This window comes from Streptomyces sp. NPDC001135 (assembly GCF_053598395.1).
Genome location: NZ_JBSFKD010000009.1, coordinates 206,871 through 223,766 on the forward strand (window position 1 = coordinate 206,871; position 16,896 = coordinate 223,766).

At 72.1% G+C, this 16,896-nt stretch carries 17 protein-coding genes; 8 read left to right on the forward strand and 9 right to left on the reverse strand.

The window, feature by feature from the left end; translation table 11 throughout:
- Window positions 1–58: 58 nt before the first annotated feature.
- The gene (locus ACWC94_RS14500; protein ID WP_450796861.1) at window positions 59–1,510 is read left to right on the forward strand and encodes an aldehyde dehydrogenase; all 1,452 of its coding nucleotides are present in this window, start codon (window positions 59–61) and stop codon (window positions 1,508–1,510) included.
- Window positions 1,511–1,512: 2 nt separating this feature from the next.
- A complete protein-coding gene (locus ACWC94_RS14505) occupies window positions 1,513–1,749 on the forward strand; it encodes a ferredoxin (protein ID WP_450796899.1) in 237 nt (78 codons plus the stop codon).
- A 22-nt stretch (window positions 1,750–1,771) separates the two neighbouring features.
- On the opposite strand, the gene ACWC94_RS14510 is transcribed toward ACWC94_RS14505, so the two are convergent.
- From ACWC94_RS14510 to ACWC94_RS14520, 3 genes are all read right to left on the reverse strand, one after another.
- Window positions 1,772–1,981 (reverse strand): hypothetical protein, encoded by a 210-nt coding sequence (locus ACWC94_RS14510; protein ID WP_450796862.1) that lies wholly within the window; start codon window positions 1,979–1,981, stop codon window positions 1,772–1,774.
- 161 nt (window positions 1,982–2,142) lie between these two features.
- Window positions 2,143–3,117: an AraC-like ligand-binding domain-containing protein gene (locus ACWC94_RS14515; protein ID WP_450796863.1), complete on the reverse strand. Its 975-nt coding sequence runs from the start codon at window positions 3,115–3,117 to the stop codon at window positions 2,143–2,145.
- Window positions 3,118–3,270: 153 nt separating this feature from the next.
- Complete coding sequence (locus ACWC94_RS14520) at window positions 3,271–3,912, reverse strand: TetR family transcriptional regulator (RefSeq protein ID WP_450796864.1); 642 nt, start codon at window positions 3,910–3,912, stop codon at window positions 3,271–3,273.
- Between the two features lie 232 nt (window positions 3,913–4,144).
- Here ACWC94_RS14520 and ACWC94_RS14525 point away from each other — a divergent pair, with 232 nt between their 5' ends.
- The 3 genes from ACWC94_RS14525 to ACWC94_RS14535 are packed head-to-tail and all read left to right on the forward strand — an operon-like array spanning window position 4,145 to window position 7,427.
- Window positions 4,145–5,620: a glycosyltransferase family 4 protein gene (locus tag ACWC94_RS14525; RefSeq protein WP_450796865.1), complete on the forward strand. Its 1,476-nt coding sequence runs from the start codon at window positions 4,145–4,147 to the stop codon at window positions 5,618–5,620.
- Window positions 5,614–6,360, forward strand: a complete 747-nt coding sequence (locus tag ACWC94_RS14530; RefSeq protein ID WP_450796866.1) for a class I SAM-dependent methyltransferase — start codon at window positions 5,614–5,616, stop codon at window positions 6,358–6,360. The genes ACWC94_RS14525 and ACWC94_RS14530 overlap by 7 nt, the downstream gene beginning before the upstream one ends.
- Window positions 6,357–7,427, forward strand: coding sequence for a prenyltransferase/squalene oxidase repeat-containing protein (locus ACWC94_RS14535; RefSeq protein WP_450796867.1), 1,071 nt, complete (start codon window positions 6,357–6,359; stop codon window positions 7,425–7,427). The genes ACWC94_RS14530 and ACWC94_RS14535 overlap by 4 nt, the downstream gene beginning before the upstream one ends.
- Window positions 7,428–7,451: 24 nt before the next feature.
- Here the strand turns inward: ACWC94_RS14535 and ACWC94_RS14540 are convergent, their stop codons facing one another.
- Window positions 7,452–7,745, reverse strand: coding sequence for a hypothetical protein (locus ACWC94_RS14540; protein WP_450796868.1), 294 nt, complete (start codon window positions 7,743–7,745; stop codon window positions 7,452–7,454).
- A 128-nt stretch (window positions 7,746–7,873) separates the two neighbouring features.
- On the opposite strand from ACWC94_RS14540, the gene ACWC94_RS14545 reads away from it, so the two are divergent.
- On the forward strand, window positions 7,874–8,458 hold the full coding sequence (locus tag ACWC94_RS14545) for a hypothetical protein (protein WP_450796869.1): 585 nt from the start codon (window positions 7,874–7,876) through the stop codon (window positions 8,456–8,458).
- On the opposite strand, the gene ACWC94_RS14550 is transcribed toward ACWC94_RS14545, so the two are convergent.
- The 5 genes from ACWC94_RS14550 to ACWC94_RS14570 all read right to left on the reverse strand — a co-directional run bounded on the left by ACWC94_RS14550 (window position 8,455) and on the right by ACWC94_RS14570 (window position 14,000).
- The gene (locus tag ACWC94_RS14550) at window positions 8,455–9,465 is read right to left on the reverse strand and encodes an LLM class F420-dependent oxidoreductase (protein ID WP_450796870.1); all 1,011 of its coding nucleotides are present in this window, start codon (window positions 9,463–9,465) and stop codon (window positions 8,455–8,457) included. The two genes, ACWC94_RS14545 and ACWC94_RS14550, sit on opposite strands and share 4 nt — an antisense overlap.
- A gap of 109 nt (window positions 9,466–9,574) precedes the next feature.
- Complete coding sequence (locus ACWC94_RS14555) at window positions 9,575–10,366, reverse strand: DUF5336 domain-containing protein (RefSeq protein ID WP_450796871.1); 792 nt, start codon at window positions 10,364–10,366, stop codon at window positions 9,575–9,577.
- Window positions 10,367–10,451: 85 nt separating this feature from the next.
- Window positions 10,452–11,399, reverse strand: a complete 948-nt coding sequence (locus ACWC94_RS14560; RefSeq protein ID WP_450796872.1) for an N-acetylmuramoyl-L-alanine amidase — start codon at window positions 11,397–11,399, stop codon at window positions 10,452–10,454.
- A 22-nt stretch (window positions 11,400–11,421) separates the two neighbouring features.
- Window positions 11,422–12,075, reverse strand: coding sequence for a class I SAM-dependent methyltransferase (locus tag ACWC94_RS14565; protein ID WP_450796873.1), 654 nt, complete (start codon window positions 12,073–12,075; stop codon window positions 11,422–11,424).
- 179 nt (window positions 12,076–12,254) lie between these two features.
- Complete coding sequence (locus ACWC94_RS14570) at window positions 12,255–14,000, reverse strand: MFS transporter (protein ID WP_450796874.1); 1,746 nt, start codon at window positions 13,998–14,000, stop codon at window positions 12,255–12,257.
- A 160-nt stretch (window positions 14,001–14,160) separates the two neighbouring features.
- Between ACWC94_RS14570 and ACWC94_RS14575 the strand changes: the two genes are divergently transcribed.
- Both ACWC94_RS14575 and ACWC94_RS14580 read left to right on the forward strand, forming a co-directional pair.
- The gene (locus tag ACWC94_RS14575) at window positions 14,161–15,348 is read left to right on the forward strand and encodes a thiolase C-terminal domain-containing protein (protein WP_450796875.1); all 1,188 of its coding nucleotides are present in this window, start codon (window positions 14,161–14,163) and stop codon (window positions 15,346–15,348) included.
- A gap of 75 nt (window positions 15,349–15,423) precedes the next feature.
- Window positions 15,424–16,863, forward strand: a complete 1,440-nt coding sequence (locus tag ACWC94_RS14580) for an MFS transporter (protein WP_450796876.1) — start codon at window positions 15,424–15,426, stop codon at window positions 16,861–16,863.
- Window positions 16,864–16,896 lie beyond the last annotated feature (33 nt).

A 16,896-nucleotide genomic window follows, 5' to 3' on the forward strand; every position in this document is an offset into this window, starting at 1 on the left:
CTGATATCAGTTCTGAAACAGCGTCAGAAACGTGCGGTGCGGCGGGAGGCGGCAGGCCATGACCGAGCTCGTGGAACACGGACAGCTGTTCATCGGCGGGAAGTTGACCGACCCGCTGGGCAAGGACGTCATCGAGGTGGTCTCGCCGCACACCGAGGAGGTCATCGGCCGGGTGCCGCACGCCTCACGGCAGGACGTGGACCGGGCCGTGGCCGTCGCGCGCCGCGCCTTCGACGAGGGGCCGTGGCCGCGGCTGACGCTCGAGGAGCGGATCGAGGTCGTCACCCGGATCAAGGACGCCGTCGCCGCCCGGCACGAGGAGATCGCCCGGGTGATCTCCGCGCAGAACGGCTCGCCGTACTCCTGGAGCGTCCTCGCCCAGGCGCTCGGCGCGATGATGGTGTGGGACGCGGCGATCAGGGTCGCGCGGGACTACACGTACGAGGAGCGCAGGGACGGTGCCCTCGGCCCGATCCTCGTCCGGCGGGAGCCGGTCGGGGTGGTCGCGGCCGTGGTCCCGTGGAACGTCCCGCAGTTCGTCGCCGCCGCCAAGCTCGCCCCCGCGCTCCTGGCCGGCTGCACGGTCGTGCTCAAGCCGTCCCCGGAGTCCCCGCTGGACGCCTATCTGCTCGGTGGGATCGCCCACGAGGCCGGTCTGCCCGAGGGGGTGCTCTCCATCCTCCCCGCCGACCGCGAGGTCAGCGAGTACCTGGTCGGGCACCCCGGCATCGACAAGGTCTCCTTCACCGGCTCGGTCGCGGCCGGCAGGCGGGTGATGGGGGTCGCCGCCCGCAACCTCACCCGGGTCACGCTGGAACTGGGCGGAAAGTCGGCGGCGGTCGTCCTGCCGGACGCGGACGTCGCGGCGGCGGTGTCGGGGATCGTCCCGGCGGCCTGGATGAACAACGGTCAGGCCTGTGTGGCCCAGACCCGCGTCCTCCTCCCGCGCGCCCGCTACGACGAGTTCGCCGACGCCTTCGTCCAGGCCGCGAGCGCCCTGAAGGTCGGCGACCCGCTGGACCCGGCGACCCAGGTCGGCCCCCTGGTCGCCGAGCGGCAGCAGCGCCGGAACCTCGACTACATCCGCATCGGCCAGGAGGAGGGCGCCAAGATCCTCACCGGCGGCGGCCGGCCGGCGGGTCTGGAGCGGGGCTGGTACGTCGAACCGACCCTCTTCGGCGACGTCGACAACGCCATGCGCGTCGCCCGCGAGGAGATCTTCGGCCCGGTCGTCTGCCTGCTGCCGTACGACGACGAACACGAGGCCGTGAAGATCGCGAACGACTCCGAGTACGGTCTGTCCGGCAGCGTGTGGACGGCCGACGTCGAGCACGGCGTCGAGATCGCCCGGCAGGTCCGCACCGGCACCTACTCGGTCAACACCTTCAGCCTGGACATGCTCGGCCCGTTCGGCGGCTACAAGAACTCCGGGCTGGGCCGGGAGTTCGGCCCCGAGGGCTTCGGCGCGTACCACGAACACAAGATGATCCACCTGCCGGCGGGGGCGTGAGCATGGGCGACCGCTGGCACGTCGAGGTCGACCGGTCGCTGTGCATCGGCTCGGCCCAGTGCCTCCACCACGCCCCGCACGCCTTCCGTCTCGACTCCGCCCGCCAGTCCCACCCGGTGGAGGCGGACACCGACGCCGCCGAGCCGATCCTGGAGGCGGCGGAGGGCTGCCCGGTGGAGGCGATCGTCATCACGCTGGCCGCCGGGAGCGGGGAGCCGGTGTTCCCTCCCGAGGACTAGGCCCTCTCGTTTGGATCAGGGCCTAGCGGGTTTCGTCTGGAAGGTCCTTGGCCCGGATGGTGCCGTCACCGGACCCGCCGTAGCGGGATCCGAAGGTGACGTCGGGAATCCCGGCCGCGGCCCTCGCGGCAAGCGGCCTGTCGGAGTCGGCGGCTGCGGGTGCGGCGAGGACCGCGGCGGTCACGAGTGCGGCGCCCGCCGCGGCGGCGGTACGCGTGAGGATGGAGATCACGGCTGGTCGTCCCCCGTATCAGGTGGTCGCGGGAGCGCGAACAGACGCCGAACGGCGGGGCCGGGACGGCCTTCGGGCCGAACGGTGGACGCCCTTTCAGAATGCCGGGACGCGGTCGCCGCGTCGTGAGCGCCGGGTGCACGACCGACTTGGCGATGAGTTCACTCGTGCCCTTGGCGGGCCTGGTGCCGGTGGTCCCGGGGGGTGGTGCCGTAGGCGGCGCGGTAGGCGCGGCTGAAGTCGGCCGCGCGGGGGAATCCCCAGCGGGCGGCGATGGCGTGGATGGGGGTGGCGTGGAGCGCCGGGTCGGTGAGGTCGCGGCGGGCCGCCTCCAGGCGCAGGCGGCGGATCCACGCGGCGACGGTGGCCTCTTCGTCCCGGAAGAGGCGGTGCAGATAGCTGGTGGAGATGTGGTGCGCCGCGGCGACGGCGGCCGGGGTGAGGTGCGGGTCGTGCAGATGCTCCCGGACGAACGCCTGGATGCGCAGGGTGAGGGTGCGCCGGTGGGTCTCCGGGGGGAGGCTGTCGTCGGCCTCGAGCAGGTGGGCGAAGAGCGCGGCGACCAGGTCGACCAGGATCCTGCCCAGCCGGGGCCGGTCGGCGGGCCGGTAGGCGGCCGTGTCCGCGGTCAGCTGGGTGAGGAACCCCGCCAGCAGGGCACCCATCCCCTCCCGGCTCGACGCCGGCGCCCCGACGATCCGGCCGGCCATGTCGCGCGGCAGTGGCAGCAGGGCCTTGGGAACCTCCAGCGCCACCGTCGTGACCGGATCTCCGCTGCTGTGGACGTCGTTCGGCAGGGAGGAGGAGTTGATGAACAGGTCGTGCGGCTCGTAACGGGTTTCCCGGTGCCTCCAGACGCCCGCCCCGGTACCGCGTACGACGAGTGACAGGTGGTACGCCTCGGGGTCGGACTGGCGGATCAGCTTCGGCGTGCGCCGGAAGACCAGCGGCTGGAACGCGGCGGACCACACCGTGAGGGCCCCGAGGTCCAGCACGCGCTGGGAGGCCCGGAAGTCGTCGGCGTGGTCGCTGAGCAGCTCCATGGGGGCGTGGGTACGGCCCAACAGCTCGACCCAGTAGTCGAACCGGTCCGGCGCCGGCACATCGTCACTCCGGAACACCATCTCGTTCAGCAATGCTCGTTCCCCGTTTCCGAACCCGCGGGTCAAGGGTTCTCACCGGGTGGTACACGATGTGCCGGCCGTCCGGGTTCCAGCTCCCGGAAGGATCAAGCCATCCCCTCGGGGGCGCCGGAGCCACGGGCCGCTGCCCGGTTCCGCCGGCGGACCTCAGCGGGAGGCCTCCGGCTCCGTCAGGTCGATCAGGCGGCACACCGTCTCGATGTCGATCTTCACCTGGGCGATGGACGCGCGGCCGGAGAGCCAGGTGATCAGGGCCGAGTGCCAGGTGTGCTCGATGACCCGGACCGCCGAGAGCTGCTCCGGGGTCGGGTTCTCCAGGCCCATCGCGTCCAGGATGATCAGGGTGGTCTGGCGGGAGACCTGGTCGACCTCCGGCGAGACGCTGCGGTCGGCGAAGGTCAGCGCGCGGACCATCGCGTCGGCCAGGTGCGGCTCGCGCTGGAGCGCGCGGAAGGCGCGCATCAGGGTCTCCGCCACCCGCTCGGCGGCCGTGTCACCCGTCGGCGGCTTCTTGCGCAGCGTGCCGTGCATGTGCTCCAGCTGGTCCTGCATGGTGGCGACCAGAAGGTGCACCTTCGAGGGGAAGTAGCGGTAGAGGGTGCCCAGGGCGACCTGGGAGGACTCGGCGACCTCACGCATCTGCACGGCGTCGAAACCGCCCCGGCTGGCCAGCTGGGCGCTCGCGTGCAGGATCCGGCGCCGGCGGGCCTCCTGGCGCTCGGTGAGCGGAGACGACGGGGACGGCGAGGGCCGGACCGTACTGGCTCCCGCCTTGGATTCCGCAGGCATGTCCGCAGGCATGGGTCCCGTTCCGTGACAGTCGGTGAAGGCGTCTGTGGGGCACGTGATCAGACAGCATGGCAGGGCGACGCGCCGTGGCGTGAATCACCTGATCCACTGCTCACAGCACCCCTACCTGCCGGTAGATTCAGAGCCTCTTGAACGATCAAGTCTGAAACTTGTTCTAGATTAGCGTCCCGTCGTAGTCTCGCGGGACAGTGCAGGCAGAAGGGGGCACGGAGTGACCGCTGAGGCCCGGGATGCGGGTGCCCAGGAGGAGCCCGCAGCCGACGGCGAGCGACCGCTCGACATCGCGCTCCTCACCTATAAAGGGAACCCGTTCTGCGGCGGCCAGGGCGTCTACGTCCGCCACCTCTCGCGCGAGCTGGCCCGGCTCGGCCACCGCGTCGAGGTCATCGGCTCCCAGCCGTACCCCGTCCTCGACGAGGACGGGGACCACGCCGGACGGCTCACCCTCACCGAACTGCCCAGCCTCGACCTCTACCGCCAGCCCGACCCCTTCCGCACCCCCGGGCGCGACGAGTACCGGGACTGGATCGACGCCCTGGAAGTCGCGACGATGTGGACCGGCGGCTTCCCCGAGCCGCTGACCTTCTCGCTGCGCGCCCGCCGCCATCTGCGCGCCCGGCGCGGCGCGTTCGACGTCGTCCACGACAACCAGACCCTCGGCTACGGCCTGCTCGGCGACATCGGCGCACCCCTGGTCACCACGATCCACCACCCCATCACCGTCGACCGGCAGCTGGAGCTGGACGCGGCGGAGGGCTGGCAGCGGCGGTACTCGGTCCGGCGCTGGTACGCCTTCACCCGGATGCAGAAGCGCGTCTCGCGCCGGCTGCCCTCGGTCCTCACCGTCTCCGGCAGCTCCCGGCAGGAGATCGTGGACCACCTCGGCGTCCGCGACGACCGCGTCCACGTCGTCCACATCGGCGCCGACACCGATCTGTTCGCGCCGAATCCGGCCGTACCCGAGGTGCCGGGCCGGATCGTCACCACCTCCAGCGCCGATGTCCCCCTCAAGGGGCTGGTGTTCCTGGTGGAGGCACTGGCCAAGGTGCGCACCGAACACCCCGCGGCCCATCTCGTCGTCGTCGGCAAGCGCCCGGCCGAGGGCCCGGTCGCGGCGGCCGTCGAGCGCTACGGCCTCGAAGACGCCGTCGAGTTCGTCAAGGGCATCTCCGACGCCGAACTGGTCGACCTGATCCGCTCGGCCGAAGTCGCCTGCGTGCCCTCGCTGTACGAGGGTTTCTCGCTGCCCGCCGCCGAGGCCATGGCCACCGGCACCCCGCTTCTCGCCACGACCGGCGGCGCGATCCCCGAGGTCGCCGGCCGCGACGGCGAGACCTGCCTGGCCGTACCGCCCGGCGACGCGGGCGCGCTGGCCGCCGGGCTCGGCCGGCTGCTGGGGGACCGTGAGCTGCGGGCGCGGCTCGGTGCGGCGGGCCGGGCGCGGGTGTTGCGGCACTTCACCTGGGCCCGCGCCGCGGAGGGAACCGTGGCCCACTACCGCGAGGCCGTCGCCCGCGCAGCCGGCCCCGGCCGTTCCGCGGCACCGATGTCCGGCCGTTCCGCGGCACCGATACCCGGCCGCTCCGCGGCCTCACCGAGTGTTGCTTACGCGCCCTCGACGAAGGTCGCGTCCGCGGCCTCCACGAGTGACACCCGTGTCTACCCCGAAAGCAGGGCCACGTGCTGACCGTCGACTTCTCCCGGTTCCCGCTCGCCCCCGGCGACCGAGTCCTGGACCTCGGCTGCGGGGCCGGCCGGCACGCCTTCGAGTGCTACCGGCGCGGCGCCCAGGTCGTGGCCCTCGACCAGAACGGCGAGGAGATCCGCGAGGTCGCCAAGTGGTTCGCGGCGATGAAGGAGGCCGGGGAGGCACCGGAGGGCGCCACCGCCACGGCCATGGAGGGCGACGCCCTCGCCCTGCCCTTCCCGGACGAGTCCTTCGACGTCGTCATCATCTCCGAGGTGATGGAGCACATCCCCGACGACAAGGGCGTGCTCGCCGAGATGGTCCGCGTGCTCAGGCCGGGCGGCCGTATCGCCGTCACCGTGCCGCGCTACGGCCCCGAGAAGGTCTGCTGGGCGCTGTCCGACGCCTACCACGAGGTCGAGGGCGGTCACATCCGCATCTACAAGGCCGACGAACTGGTCGCGAAGATCCGCGAGGCCGGCCTGAAGCCGTACGGCAGCCATCACGCGCACGCCCTGCACTCGCCGTACTGGTGGCTGAAGTGCGCCTTCGGCGTCGACAACGACAAGGCGCTGCCGGTGCGGGCGTACCACAAGCTGCTGGTCTGGGACATCATGAAGAAACCGCTCGCCACCCGGGTCGCCGAGCAGGCCCTGAACCCGCTGATCGGCAAGAGCTTCGTGGTCTACGCGACCAAGCCGCACCTGCCGCGGCTGTCCGACGAGGTGGCCGCCAAGTGACCACCCCCCGGACAGAACACCTCGTCCTGCCCGGGGTCCTCACCGCCGGGCAGGCCGCCGCGACCGTCGCCGGCATCCTCGCCGTACAGCGGGAGGACGGCGCGATCCCGTGGTTCCGCGGGCACCACCTGGACCCGTGGGACCACACCGAGGCCGCGATGGCCCTGGACGCGGCCGGCGAACACGAGGCCGCCGAGCGGGCGTACGGCTGGCTGGCCCGGCACCAGAACGAGGACGGCTCCTGGTACGCCGCCTACGCCGACGGCGCCCACGACGACGTCACCGACCGCGCCCGCGAGTCCAACTTCGTCGCGTACATAGCCGTAGGCGTGTGGCACCACTACCTGTCCACCGGCGACGACATCTTCCTGGACCGCATGTGGCCGACCGTCTACGCGGCCGTGGAGTGGGTGCTCGCACTGCAGCAGCCCGGCGGCCAGATCGGCTGGCGCCGCGAGGACGACGGCACGCCCACCGCGGACGCCCTGCTCACCGGCAGCTCCTCGATCCACCACGCGCTGCGCTGCGCGCTCGCCATCGCCGAGCAGCGTGAGGAGCCGCAGCCGGACTGGGAACTGGCGGTGGGAGGACTGCGCCACGCGATCCGCCGCCACCCGGAGCGCTTCCTGGACAAGGACCGCTACTCGATGGACTGGTACTACCCGGTCCTCGGCGGCGCGCTGACCGGCGAGGAGGCCAAGGCCCGTATCGAGGAGTCCTGGGACCGGTTCGTCGTGCCCGGCGTCGGCGTGCGCTGCGTCGTGCCCAACCCCTGGGTCACCGGCGGCGAGTCCAGCGAACTCGCCCTGGCCCTGTGGGCGGTGGGGGAGTCCGACCGCGCCCTGGCGATCCTGCAGTCCATCCAGCATCTGCGCGACCCCGGGAGCGGCCTGTACTGGACGGGCTACGTCTTCGAGGACGACGCGATCTGGCCCCAGGAGCTCACCTCCTGGACGGCCGGTTCGCTGCTGCTGGCGGTCGCCGCCCTGGGCGGCCACGAGGCCACGTGCGCGGTCTTCGGCGGCGAGCACCTGCCGACAGGCCTGGACCCCGACTGCTGTCGTTAGACGGCGCCGGGCCGGGGCCCGGTGTCAGTGCCGGTGCATGCGGTTGGCGACGGCGTGGCCCACGAACAGGTACACGACCGCCGCCAGGCCGTAACCGGCGACCACCCGGGCCCAGGCCTCGTCGAACGTGAACAGGTCGTGCGACCAGCCCGCCAGCCAGGCGGCGGCGTCGTGGACGAACTGGACCAGGCTGTTGGCCCGGTTCGCGTCCAGCAGGTACATCAGGATCCACAGGCCGAGGATCAGGGCCATGATGTCGGCGACGACCGCGATGACCGTCCCGGCCTGATTCGCACCGTTGCGATATCGAGGGGACATACCTTCCGGATTGCCGGGCGACGGCCGGTGAAACCCGGACGGCCGCCGCCGAGTGGCGGAACGGGCCTTCAGGGGCGAGGCTGCCGGAGGAAGCAGACCGCTCGGGGAGGACACGTCCGGAGGACTTCGTGCCCGTACCGATACGGCGCCTCTGCGTCGCGCTCACGCTGTGCTGTGCCCTGCTGGCCGGCTCCACCGCCTGTGGCAGCAGCGAAAGGACCGTCGAGAAGGCCAGTACGAAGGACGCCACGGCGGGCCAGGCCGTCCCGGCCGCCGGCACCCCCACCCCGACCACCTCGGCGGAACGGCGCAAGTTCGCCAAGACGCGCTTCGCGATCGACGCCGGTCTCGCGGCCGGCGCCACCTACCAGTGGATCGTGAAGCCCTGGAAGGCCGGCACGTTCAAGAAGGGCGCCAAGGGCCGCAAGACCGCCTTGGTGAAGGCCGGTCTCGCCGGTGCCTTCGCCTACAACCGGCTCAAGGCGGCCCAGAAGAACGCGCAGGGCGACCCGACGCTCGCCAAGGCACTCGCGCCGCTCGTCGCCGGCATCGCCGCCTTGAAGGAACTGCCGGCCAAGCTGCGCAACGGGGACACCGACGCGGCCGCCGCCTTCAACGACATCATCGGCGACGTCAAACACGCGGGTGCGGGCGCCGGCGCCCCGGTCAAGGACCAGGTGCCGTCGGCCCATCAGCTCGCCCAGGGCAGTTAGGAGTTCAGCTCCGCGAGCACCCTGAGGGTGTGCGGGTCCGGTGACAGCGCCAGCAGGTCCGTCACCGGACCCCTGCGCCACAACTCCAGCCGTTCGGCGATGCGTTCCCGCGGGCCGACCAGCGAGACCTCGTCGGCGAAGGCGTCCGGTACGGCCAGTACCGCCTCCTCCCGCCGCCCCGCGAGGAACAGTTCCTGGATCCGCCGCGCCTCCTCCTCGTACCCCATGCGCGCCATGAGGTCGGCGTGGAAGTTGCGGGAGGCGTGCCCCATCCCGCCGATGTAGAACCCGAGCATGGCCTTGACGGGCAGCAGTCCCTCGGCCACGTCGTCGCACACCTTCACCCGGGCCAGCGGAGCCACCGCGAACCCCTCCGGTACCGTCCGCACCACGTCCCCGTACACCTCGGGCCGGCTCGGCGACCAGTACAGCGGCAGCCAGCCGTCGGCGATCCGGACCGTCTGCGCCACGTTCCTCGGCCCCTCGGCGCCGAGGAGGACGGGGAGGTCGGGCCGCAGCGGATGCGTGATCGGCTTCAGCGGCCTGCCGAGCCCCGTGCCGTCCGGACCCCGGTAGGGCAGCGGATGGAACCGCCCGTCCACCTCCACCGGCGCCTCGCGCCGCAGCACCTGCCGTACGACGTCCACGTACTCCCGGGTCGCGGTCAGCGGCGACTTCGGGAACGGGCGGCCGTACCACCCCTCCACCACCTGCGGTCCGGACAGGCCGAGCCCGAGCATCATCCGCCCGCCGGAGAGGTGGTCCAGGGTGAGCGCGTGCATCGCGGTGGTGGCCGGCGACCGTGCGGCCATCTGGGCAACCGCCGTACCCAGCCTGATCGTCGACGTCCGCGCGGCGATCCAGGTGAGCGGCGTGAAGACGTCCGACCCCCAGGACTCCGCCGTCCACACGGAGTCGTAGCCGAGCCGTTCCGCCGCCCGGGCGAGCGGCACATGACCGGCGTCCGGACCGCGTCCCCAGTACCCGAGTGCGAGACCCAGCCGCATACGCCCGCCTCCTGACGGTCAGTCAGTTCACCGATGGCGAGCCGACTGTACGACGACGACCCCTCACCCGGAAGGGCGAGGGGCCGTCGCTGCGGCGGGGTGCGGGCGGTCAGCCGCGCTGGATGCCGGAGGTGTCCTGGAGCACACCACGGCGGCCGTCCTGGGTCTGCGCGACCAGCGCGGCACCGCGCTGCTCGACGGCCAGGTACCAGGTGCCCGGCGCCAGTTCGGCGATCGGGGTCGGCGAGCCGTCCTCCGGGAACAGCGGACGGGCGACCGGAACGGCGAACCAGAACGGCGAGAAGTCCGCGGGGGCCGACTGTGCCGGCGCCGCCGGCGCCGGACCGCCCTGCGGCTGCTGCCCGAACGGCTGCCCGGCCTGCGGCTGGCCGCCGTACGGCTGGGCCGGAGCACCCGGGTAGCCGTAACCACCGGGCGGCTGCGCACCGTAGGGCTGCGGGGCGACCGGCTGGGGGGCCGGGAGCAGGGCGGCCTGGAGGGCGGGGACCAGGGGGGTGGCGATGGCGGCGCCCGCGAGAACCAGAGCGGCGATGAAACCGAGGATGAGGCCCGCCCCGGCGTCGTAACCGTCCGGGGTGTCGATCAGCGTCCACAGCAGCGACCAGGCCGCCAGGACCGAGAACGCGGCGCCGACCTGGTTGAGGTCGAGGCCGAGCACCTTGCGCTGCTGCGGCAGACAGCGGTTGACGACGATGAGGACGGCACCGATCACCGCGCCCATGTAGATGCCCAGGCCCACGCCCAGGTTGTCCCACGCGTTCCCGCTGGCTGAGGCGCCGAGAAAGGAGTAGCTCTGGAAGGTGAGGAACGACGCGATGAACAGCACCACCGCTGCTCCGATCACCGCGCCGTCGCCTCTAGTGAGGGAGCGGATATTCACTTCAAAGGTCCTTCGTAAGTCGTCTCGTCGTCGGTAGACACTACCGTCCGCAAGATCCGCCTGTCCGGCCGGTTCCGCCTGCCGGTCAGGACGCGCGCAGGAAACTCACGATTCCCTCAGAGATCCCTTGCGCGGCCTTCTGCCGCCAGGCCCCGCTGGTCAGCAGTGCCGCGTCCTTGCTATCGCGCATGTTGCCGCACTCGATGAACACCTTGGGAACCGTTGACAGATTGAGACCGCCCAGGTCCGTACGTGTGACGAGACCGGTACCTTCGCCGACGTAGTTGGACGGCGGCTCACCGGTGTCGCGCAGGAACGTGCCGGCGATGCGGGTGCCGAGGTCGTGCGAGGAGTCGACGATCGGCCGGGTGTCGGCGGCACCGGCGTGCACCGACCCCGGCAGGATGACGTGGAAGCCGCGGTCGCCTTCGGCGGAGCCGTCGGCGTGGATGGAGACGGCCGCGTCCGCGTGCGCGTTGTTGCCGATCCGGGCCCGCTCGTCCACACAGGGCCCCCAGGCCGGGCTGTCGCCGTCACGGGTCAGTTTCACCGTGGCCCCCTGCTCCTCCAGCAGCGCGCGCAGCCGGTGGGCGACGTCGAGGGTGAACCGGGCCTCGGTGTAACCGTCGTTGGTGGACGTCCCGGTGGTGTCGCACTCCTTCCAGTTGGTCCCGATGTCCACCTGGCGGTTGATCTCGTCGGTGTGCTGGAAGTTGCCCTGGTTGTGCCCCGGGTCGACGACGACGACCTTGCCCGTCAACGGACCGTCCGCGGGCGCCGCCCCCGAGGCACGCCCGCCGCCGTCCGAGGGAGAGGCGGACCGGGCCGACGGCGAGGAGGAGGCCGGGGACGGCACGGCGGAGCCGCCGCGGGAGCCCGGGGCGGCGGAGGCCCCGCCCCCGCCGCCCACCGCCTGGTACACCACCCATCCGAGCAGCGCGCCGGGCACCAGCACGGCGAGCGCCACGGTCAACGGCCCGCGCCGGGACCGGCGGGGCTGCGGGGAATCGAACTCCGGGCCTAGGTACGACACGTCTGCGACTCTAACCGCGCCCTCAGATCCCCGCGCGCGTTCGCCGCAGGACGCGCAGGGAGCCGGCCACCGTGACCTCCGTGAACGCCCCCGACGCAAGGGCCCGCAGATACACCCGGTAGGGCGCCTGCCCGGTGAACTCGTCCTCGGGGTGCGGGAACACGTCGTGGATGACGAGGAAGCCCCCTTCGGCCACATGGGGTGCCCAGCCCTCGTAGTCGGCGGTGGCGTGCTCGTCCGTGTGGCCGCCGTCGACGAACACGAGACCGAGCGGGGAGTTCCAGATCGCCGCGATCTGCGGGGAACGCCCGACGACGGCGACCACGTGGTCCTCCAGCCCCGCCCTGAACAGCGTCCGGCGGAAGGCCGGCAGCGTGTCCATCAGCCCGACCTCCGGGTCGACCGTCTCCGGGTCGTGGTAGTCCCAGCCCGGCTGCTGCTCCTCGCTGCCCCGGTGGTGGTCGACGGTCAGCGCCGTGACCCCGGCCGCGCGGGCCGCGTCGGCGAGCAGCACGGTGGACCGCCCGCAGTACGTCCCCACCTCCAGCAACGGCAGCCCCAGCGCCCCGGCCTCCACCGCGGCCGCGTACAACGCCAGCCCCTCGTCCACGGGCATGAACCCCTTGGCCCCTTCGAACGCGGCCAGGATCTCGGGCTTGGGGACGGTGGCGGACATGGGGCGCCTCTCGGTCGTACGACTGTTCAGGCCGCCCATGCTGCCGCACCCCCGGCCACTTGTTCGACAGGGGGTGCGTTTCACAGGGGTGCGGGGCTGTATGTGTATGCGGCTCCGCCGCGTGGGCGCGAATGGCCACGACGGCGAGTCGGCCGCCAGACGGCAGTACCCCCGAGCTCTTAGGCGCTCACCACCTCACCAGGCAACGAAAGATCCAGCTCGACAGCCCGCTCCTCCCCGGAATGCGTCGCGGAGGAAGCAAGCGGCCCATGGCCGGAGGCCTTCGCGGCCAGCACATACGCCCCCTGCGCCGGCACGGCGAGCACATAGCCGCCGTCCTCGTCGGAGACGGTCGCCCCGGCCTGCCGCCCCCGGCGGTCGATCAGCGTGACCTTGGCCCGGGCGACCGGAACACCGTCGGCACCGAGAACCCGTCCCCGGAACCCACGCAGGGCCTCTTCGGCCCGCTCCAGCGAAGCGTCCTCCTCACTGCTGGCCCGCAGCTGGGTGTGCTGCTGACCGGGCCGGGGGGCCTTCGGCAGGAACAGCGCCAGCAGCAGCCCCACCGCCACCGCGGCGGTGGCGATCAGGAAGGAGACCCGGAACCCGTGCATGGTCGGGATCGCGATACCGCCCACGGTGTCCGCCGTGTTGGCCAGCACCATGCCGATGACGGCACTGGACACCGACGTACCGATGGACCGCATCAACGTGTTGAGACCGTTCGCCGCGCCGGTCTCCGAGGCCGGCACCGCGCCGACGATCAGCGCGGGCAGCGAGGAGTAGGCGAGGCCGATGCCGGCGCCGAGGACCACGGACGTGACGATCGTCTGCCAGGCCGCGTCCATCAGACCGAGGCCGCCGCCGTAGCCGAGCGCGATGACCAGCAGGCCGATGATGAGGGTGGTCTTCGGGCCGTACCTGGCGGACAGGCGGGCGTAGACCGGCGCCGTGAACATCATGGTCAGGCCCAGCGGGGCGACGCACAGACCGGCGACGACCATGGACTGGCCGAGGCCGTAGCCGGTGGCCTTCGGCAGCTGGAGCAGCTGGGGCAGGACCAGCGAGACGACGTAGAACGCCACCCCGACCATGATCGACGCGAGGTTGGTGAAGAGGACGGCCGGGCGCGCGGTGGTGCGCAGGTCGACCAGGGGCGCCGTCACGCGCAGCTCGTACAGGCCCCACAGGACGAGGACCACGACCGACGCGGCGAACAGGCCGAGGGTCGTCCCCGAGGACCAGCCCCAGTCACTGCCCTTGGTGATGGGCAGCAGGAGCAGCACCAGGCCGGTCGACAGGCCCAGCGCGCCGAGCAGGTCGAAGGAGCCCTGCGCCCGCATCGGGGACTCGGGTACGACCAGGAGGGTCAGGACGATGGACAGCGCGCCGAGGCCCGCGGCGCCGTAGAACAGGGCGTGCCAGTTCGCGTGCTGCGCGACCAGGGCGGCGGCGGGCAGCGCGAGGCCGCCGCCGACACCGATCGAGGAACTCATCAGGGCCATGGCCGAGCCGAGCTTCTCGCGGGGCAGCATGTCGCGCATCAGGCCGATGCCGAGCGGGATCGCGCCCATCGCGAAGCCCTGCAGGGTACGGCCGACGATCATGGTGAGCAGCTGGCTGGTGAGCGCGCTGACCAGGGCGCCGGCCACCATCACGGCGAGGCTGAGTATCAGCATCCGCCGCTTGCCGTACAGGTCGCCGAGCCGGCCCATGATCGGGGTGGCGACGGCGCCGGACAGCAGGGTCGAGGTCAGCACCCAGGTGGCGTTGGAGGGGGCGGTGTCCAGCAGCTGCGGCAGGTCCTTGATGACCGGCACGAGCAGGGTCTGCATCACCGCGACGACGATGCCCGCGAAGGCGAGCACCGGGACCACGGCGCCGCTGGCCCTCCGAGGCGGCTGGTCGGTCGTCGTGTGGGTCATTGAGTGAGGCCTCCCGTGTACATGAGTGCCGGGTAAACCTCGTATGCAGAGGCAACTATTCCGTTGCTTCGGGCCTCTAATGAATCCTTGACCAGCTCATGGGTATCTGACCTGCCGTCACCCATGGTGCCTTGGTGGAACAGGTTCTACTCTGCGCGCCATGAAGGCCTATGTAGCCGGGGTCGGGATGACCAGGTTCGAGAAGCCCGAGACCCGTCAGTGGCAGTACTGGGACATGGTGCGCGAGGCCGGGGGCGCGGCACTGGCGGATGCGGGAGTCATGTACGAGGACGTGGAACAGGTTCCCGTCGGCTACTGCTTCCAGCCCTCCACCGCCGGCCAGCGCGCCGCCTACGAACTCGGCCTGACCGGCATCCCCGTCTACAACGTCAGCAACAACTGCGCGACCGGCGCGACCGCGCTGATGCTCGCCCGGCAGCTCGTCGAAGGGGGCGCCGCCGACTGCGTACTGGCGCTGGGCTTCGAGAAGATGAAGAAGGGCGCGCTGGGCGGGGGAGCCGGCGGCGGAGACTTCAGCGCGTCCCCCGTCGCCCGGCACTACGGCGTCATGGCCGCCCGGCACGGCTTCGAGGCCACCCCGCCCACCGCGCAGATCTTCGGCGACGCGGCCCGCGAGCACATGGAGCGGTACGGCACGACCGAGGCACAGCTCGCCGCGGTCGCCGCCAAGAACCACCGGCACTCCGCGCACAACCCCTACGCCCAGTTCCGGGACGTGTACGACGTCGCCGGCGTCCTCGCCTCCCGCACCGTCCACCGGCCGCTGACCAGACTCCAGTGCTCGCCGACCTCCGACGGCGCGGCGGCGGCCGTCGTGGTGTCCGGGCGGTTCGCCTCGCGGCGCGGGCTCACCGGCCTCGTGGAGATCGCCGGGCAGGCCATGACCACGGACACCGCGGAGTCCTTCGCGTCCGGCTCCTGCATCGACGTCGTCGGGCAGCCCATGTCCCGCGACGCGGCCCGGCAGGCGTACGAGCGCGCCGGACTCGGCATCGAGGACGTGGATGTGATCGAACTGCACGACTGCTTCTCGGTCAACGAACTGCTGACGTACGAGGCGCTCGGCATGTGCGCCCCCGGGGAGTCCGGGAAGCTGGTCGAATCGGGCGCGACGACGTACGGCGGGCGCTGGGTGGTGAACCCGTCGGGCGGGCTGATCTCCAAGGGGCATCCGCTGGGCGCGACCGGGCTGGCCCAGACGGCCGAGCTGGTGTGGCAGCTGCGCGGCGAGGCGGGAGGGCGGCAGGTGCCGGACGCGCGGGTGGCGCTCGCGCACAACATCGGACTGGGCGGGGCGGCGGTGGTGACGGTCCTGCGCGCGGTCTAGTCCATACGACCTACTACCGGGGGGCGTGGTGGTGGTCCGAAATGCCGATGCAAGGACCGTAACCGGGTTGAGAGCATGACACCCATGCTGGAAGCCCCCGACACCACAGTCCTCATATCCCGCCGTACGACCGCGCCCACCTGGCTGGTGGTGGCGCTCGCCTGTGCCGGACAGTTCCTGGTCGTCCTCGACGTGTCGGTGGTGAACGTCGCCCTGCCGTCCATGCGCAGCGACCTCGGCCTGACCCCGTCGGGCCTGCAGTGGGTGGTGAACGCGTACGCCATCGCCTTCGCCGGGTTCATGCTGCTCGGCGGCCGGGCCGGTGACCTGTACGGGCGCAAGCGCATGTTCCTCGTCGGCCTCGGCCTGTTCACGCTGGCCTCGCTGGGCGGCGGCCTCGCGCAGGAGGGCTGGCAGCTGCTGCTGGCGCGGGCCGTGCAGGGGCTGGGCGCGGCGGTGCTGGCCCCCTCGACCCTGACGCTGCTGACCTCCGCGGTGCCGGAGGGGGCGGCGCGGGCCCGCGCGATCGCCACCTGGACCGCGGTCGGCGCCGGGGGCGGGGCCGCGGGCGGGGTCGTCGGCGGGGTGCTCGTGGACCTGCTGTCCTGGCGCTGGGTGCTGCTGATCAACGTGCCGGTGGGCGCGCTCGTGCTGGCCGGCTCGGTGCGCTGGCTCACCGAGAGCCGGGCCGGCGACGGGCGGCGCCTGGACCTGCCGGGCGCAGTTCTGGTGACGGCGGGCCTCGCGACCCTGGCCTACGGCATCTCGCAGACCGAGGCGCAGGGCTGGACGGCCGCCGCCACGCTGCTGCCGCTGCTCGCCGGACTGCTGCTGATCGTCCTGTTCCTGCTGGTCGAGGCGCGTACGGCGGCCCCGCTGATGCCGCTCGGGCTGCTGCGGCTGCGCTCGGTCGCCTCGGCGAACGCGGCGATGTTCTTCTCCGGCTCGGCCATGTTCTGCATGTGGTACTTCATGACGCTCTACGCCCAGAACGTCCTCGGCTACTCGCCGCTCGCGGCCGGGGTCGCCCTCGTGCCCAGCTCGCTGGCCGTGGTCGTCGGCTCCAAGCTGGCGCCGCGCCTGATGCGGGCGGCGGGCGCGCGGACCGTGGCGGCGCTGGGCACGCTCGTGGCCGCGACGGGCTTCGGCTGGCAGTCGACGATGACCGCGCACGGGGCGTACGTCACCGCGATCATGATCCCGGGGATCCTGATGATGCTCGGCGCGGGTCTGGCGGCGACCCCGCTCGCCTCCCTCGCCACGTCGGGGGCGGCGCCGGGCGAGGCCGGGGTGGTGTCGGGGCTGGTCAACACCTCGCGCACGATGGGCGGCTCGCTCGGGCTGGCCGTGATGTCGACCGTCGCCGCGGCGGGCACGGGCAGCGGCCAGGGCCCCGAGGCGCTGACGGACGGCTACGCGCTGGCCTTCCGGGCCAGTACGGCGGTGCTGCTGGGCGGGGCGGTGCTGATGCTGCTGTGGCTGCCGCGAAAAATTTCCGCGCCTTCCTCCCGGTGAGGCAACGGTCCGGGCGGCTCATGGACTCCTTTT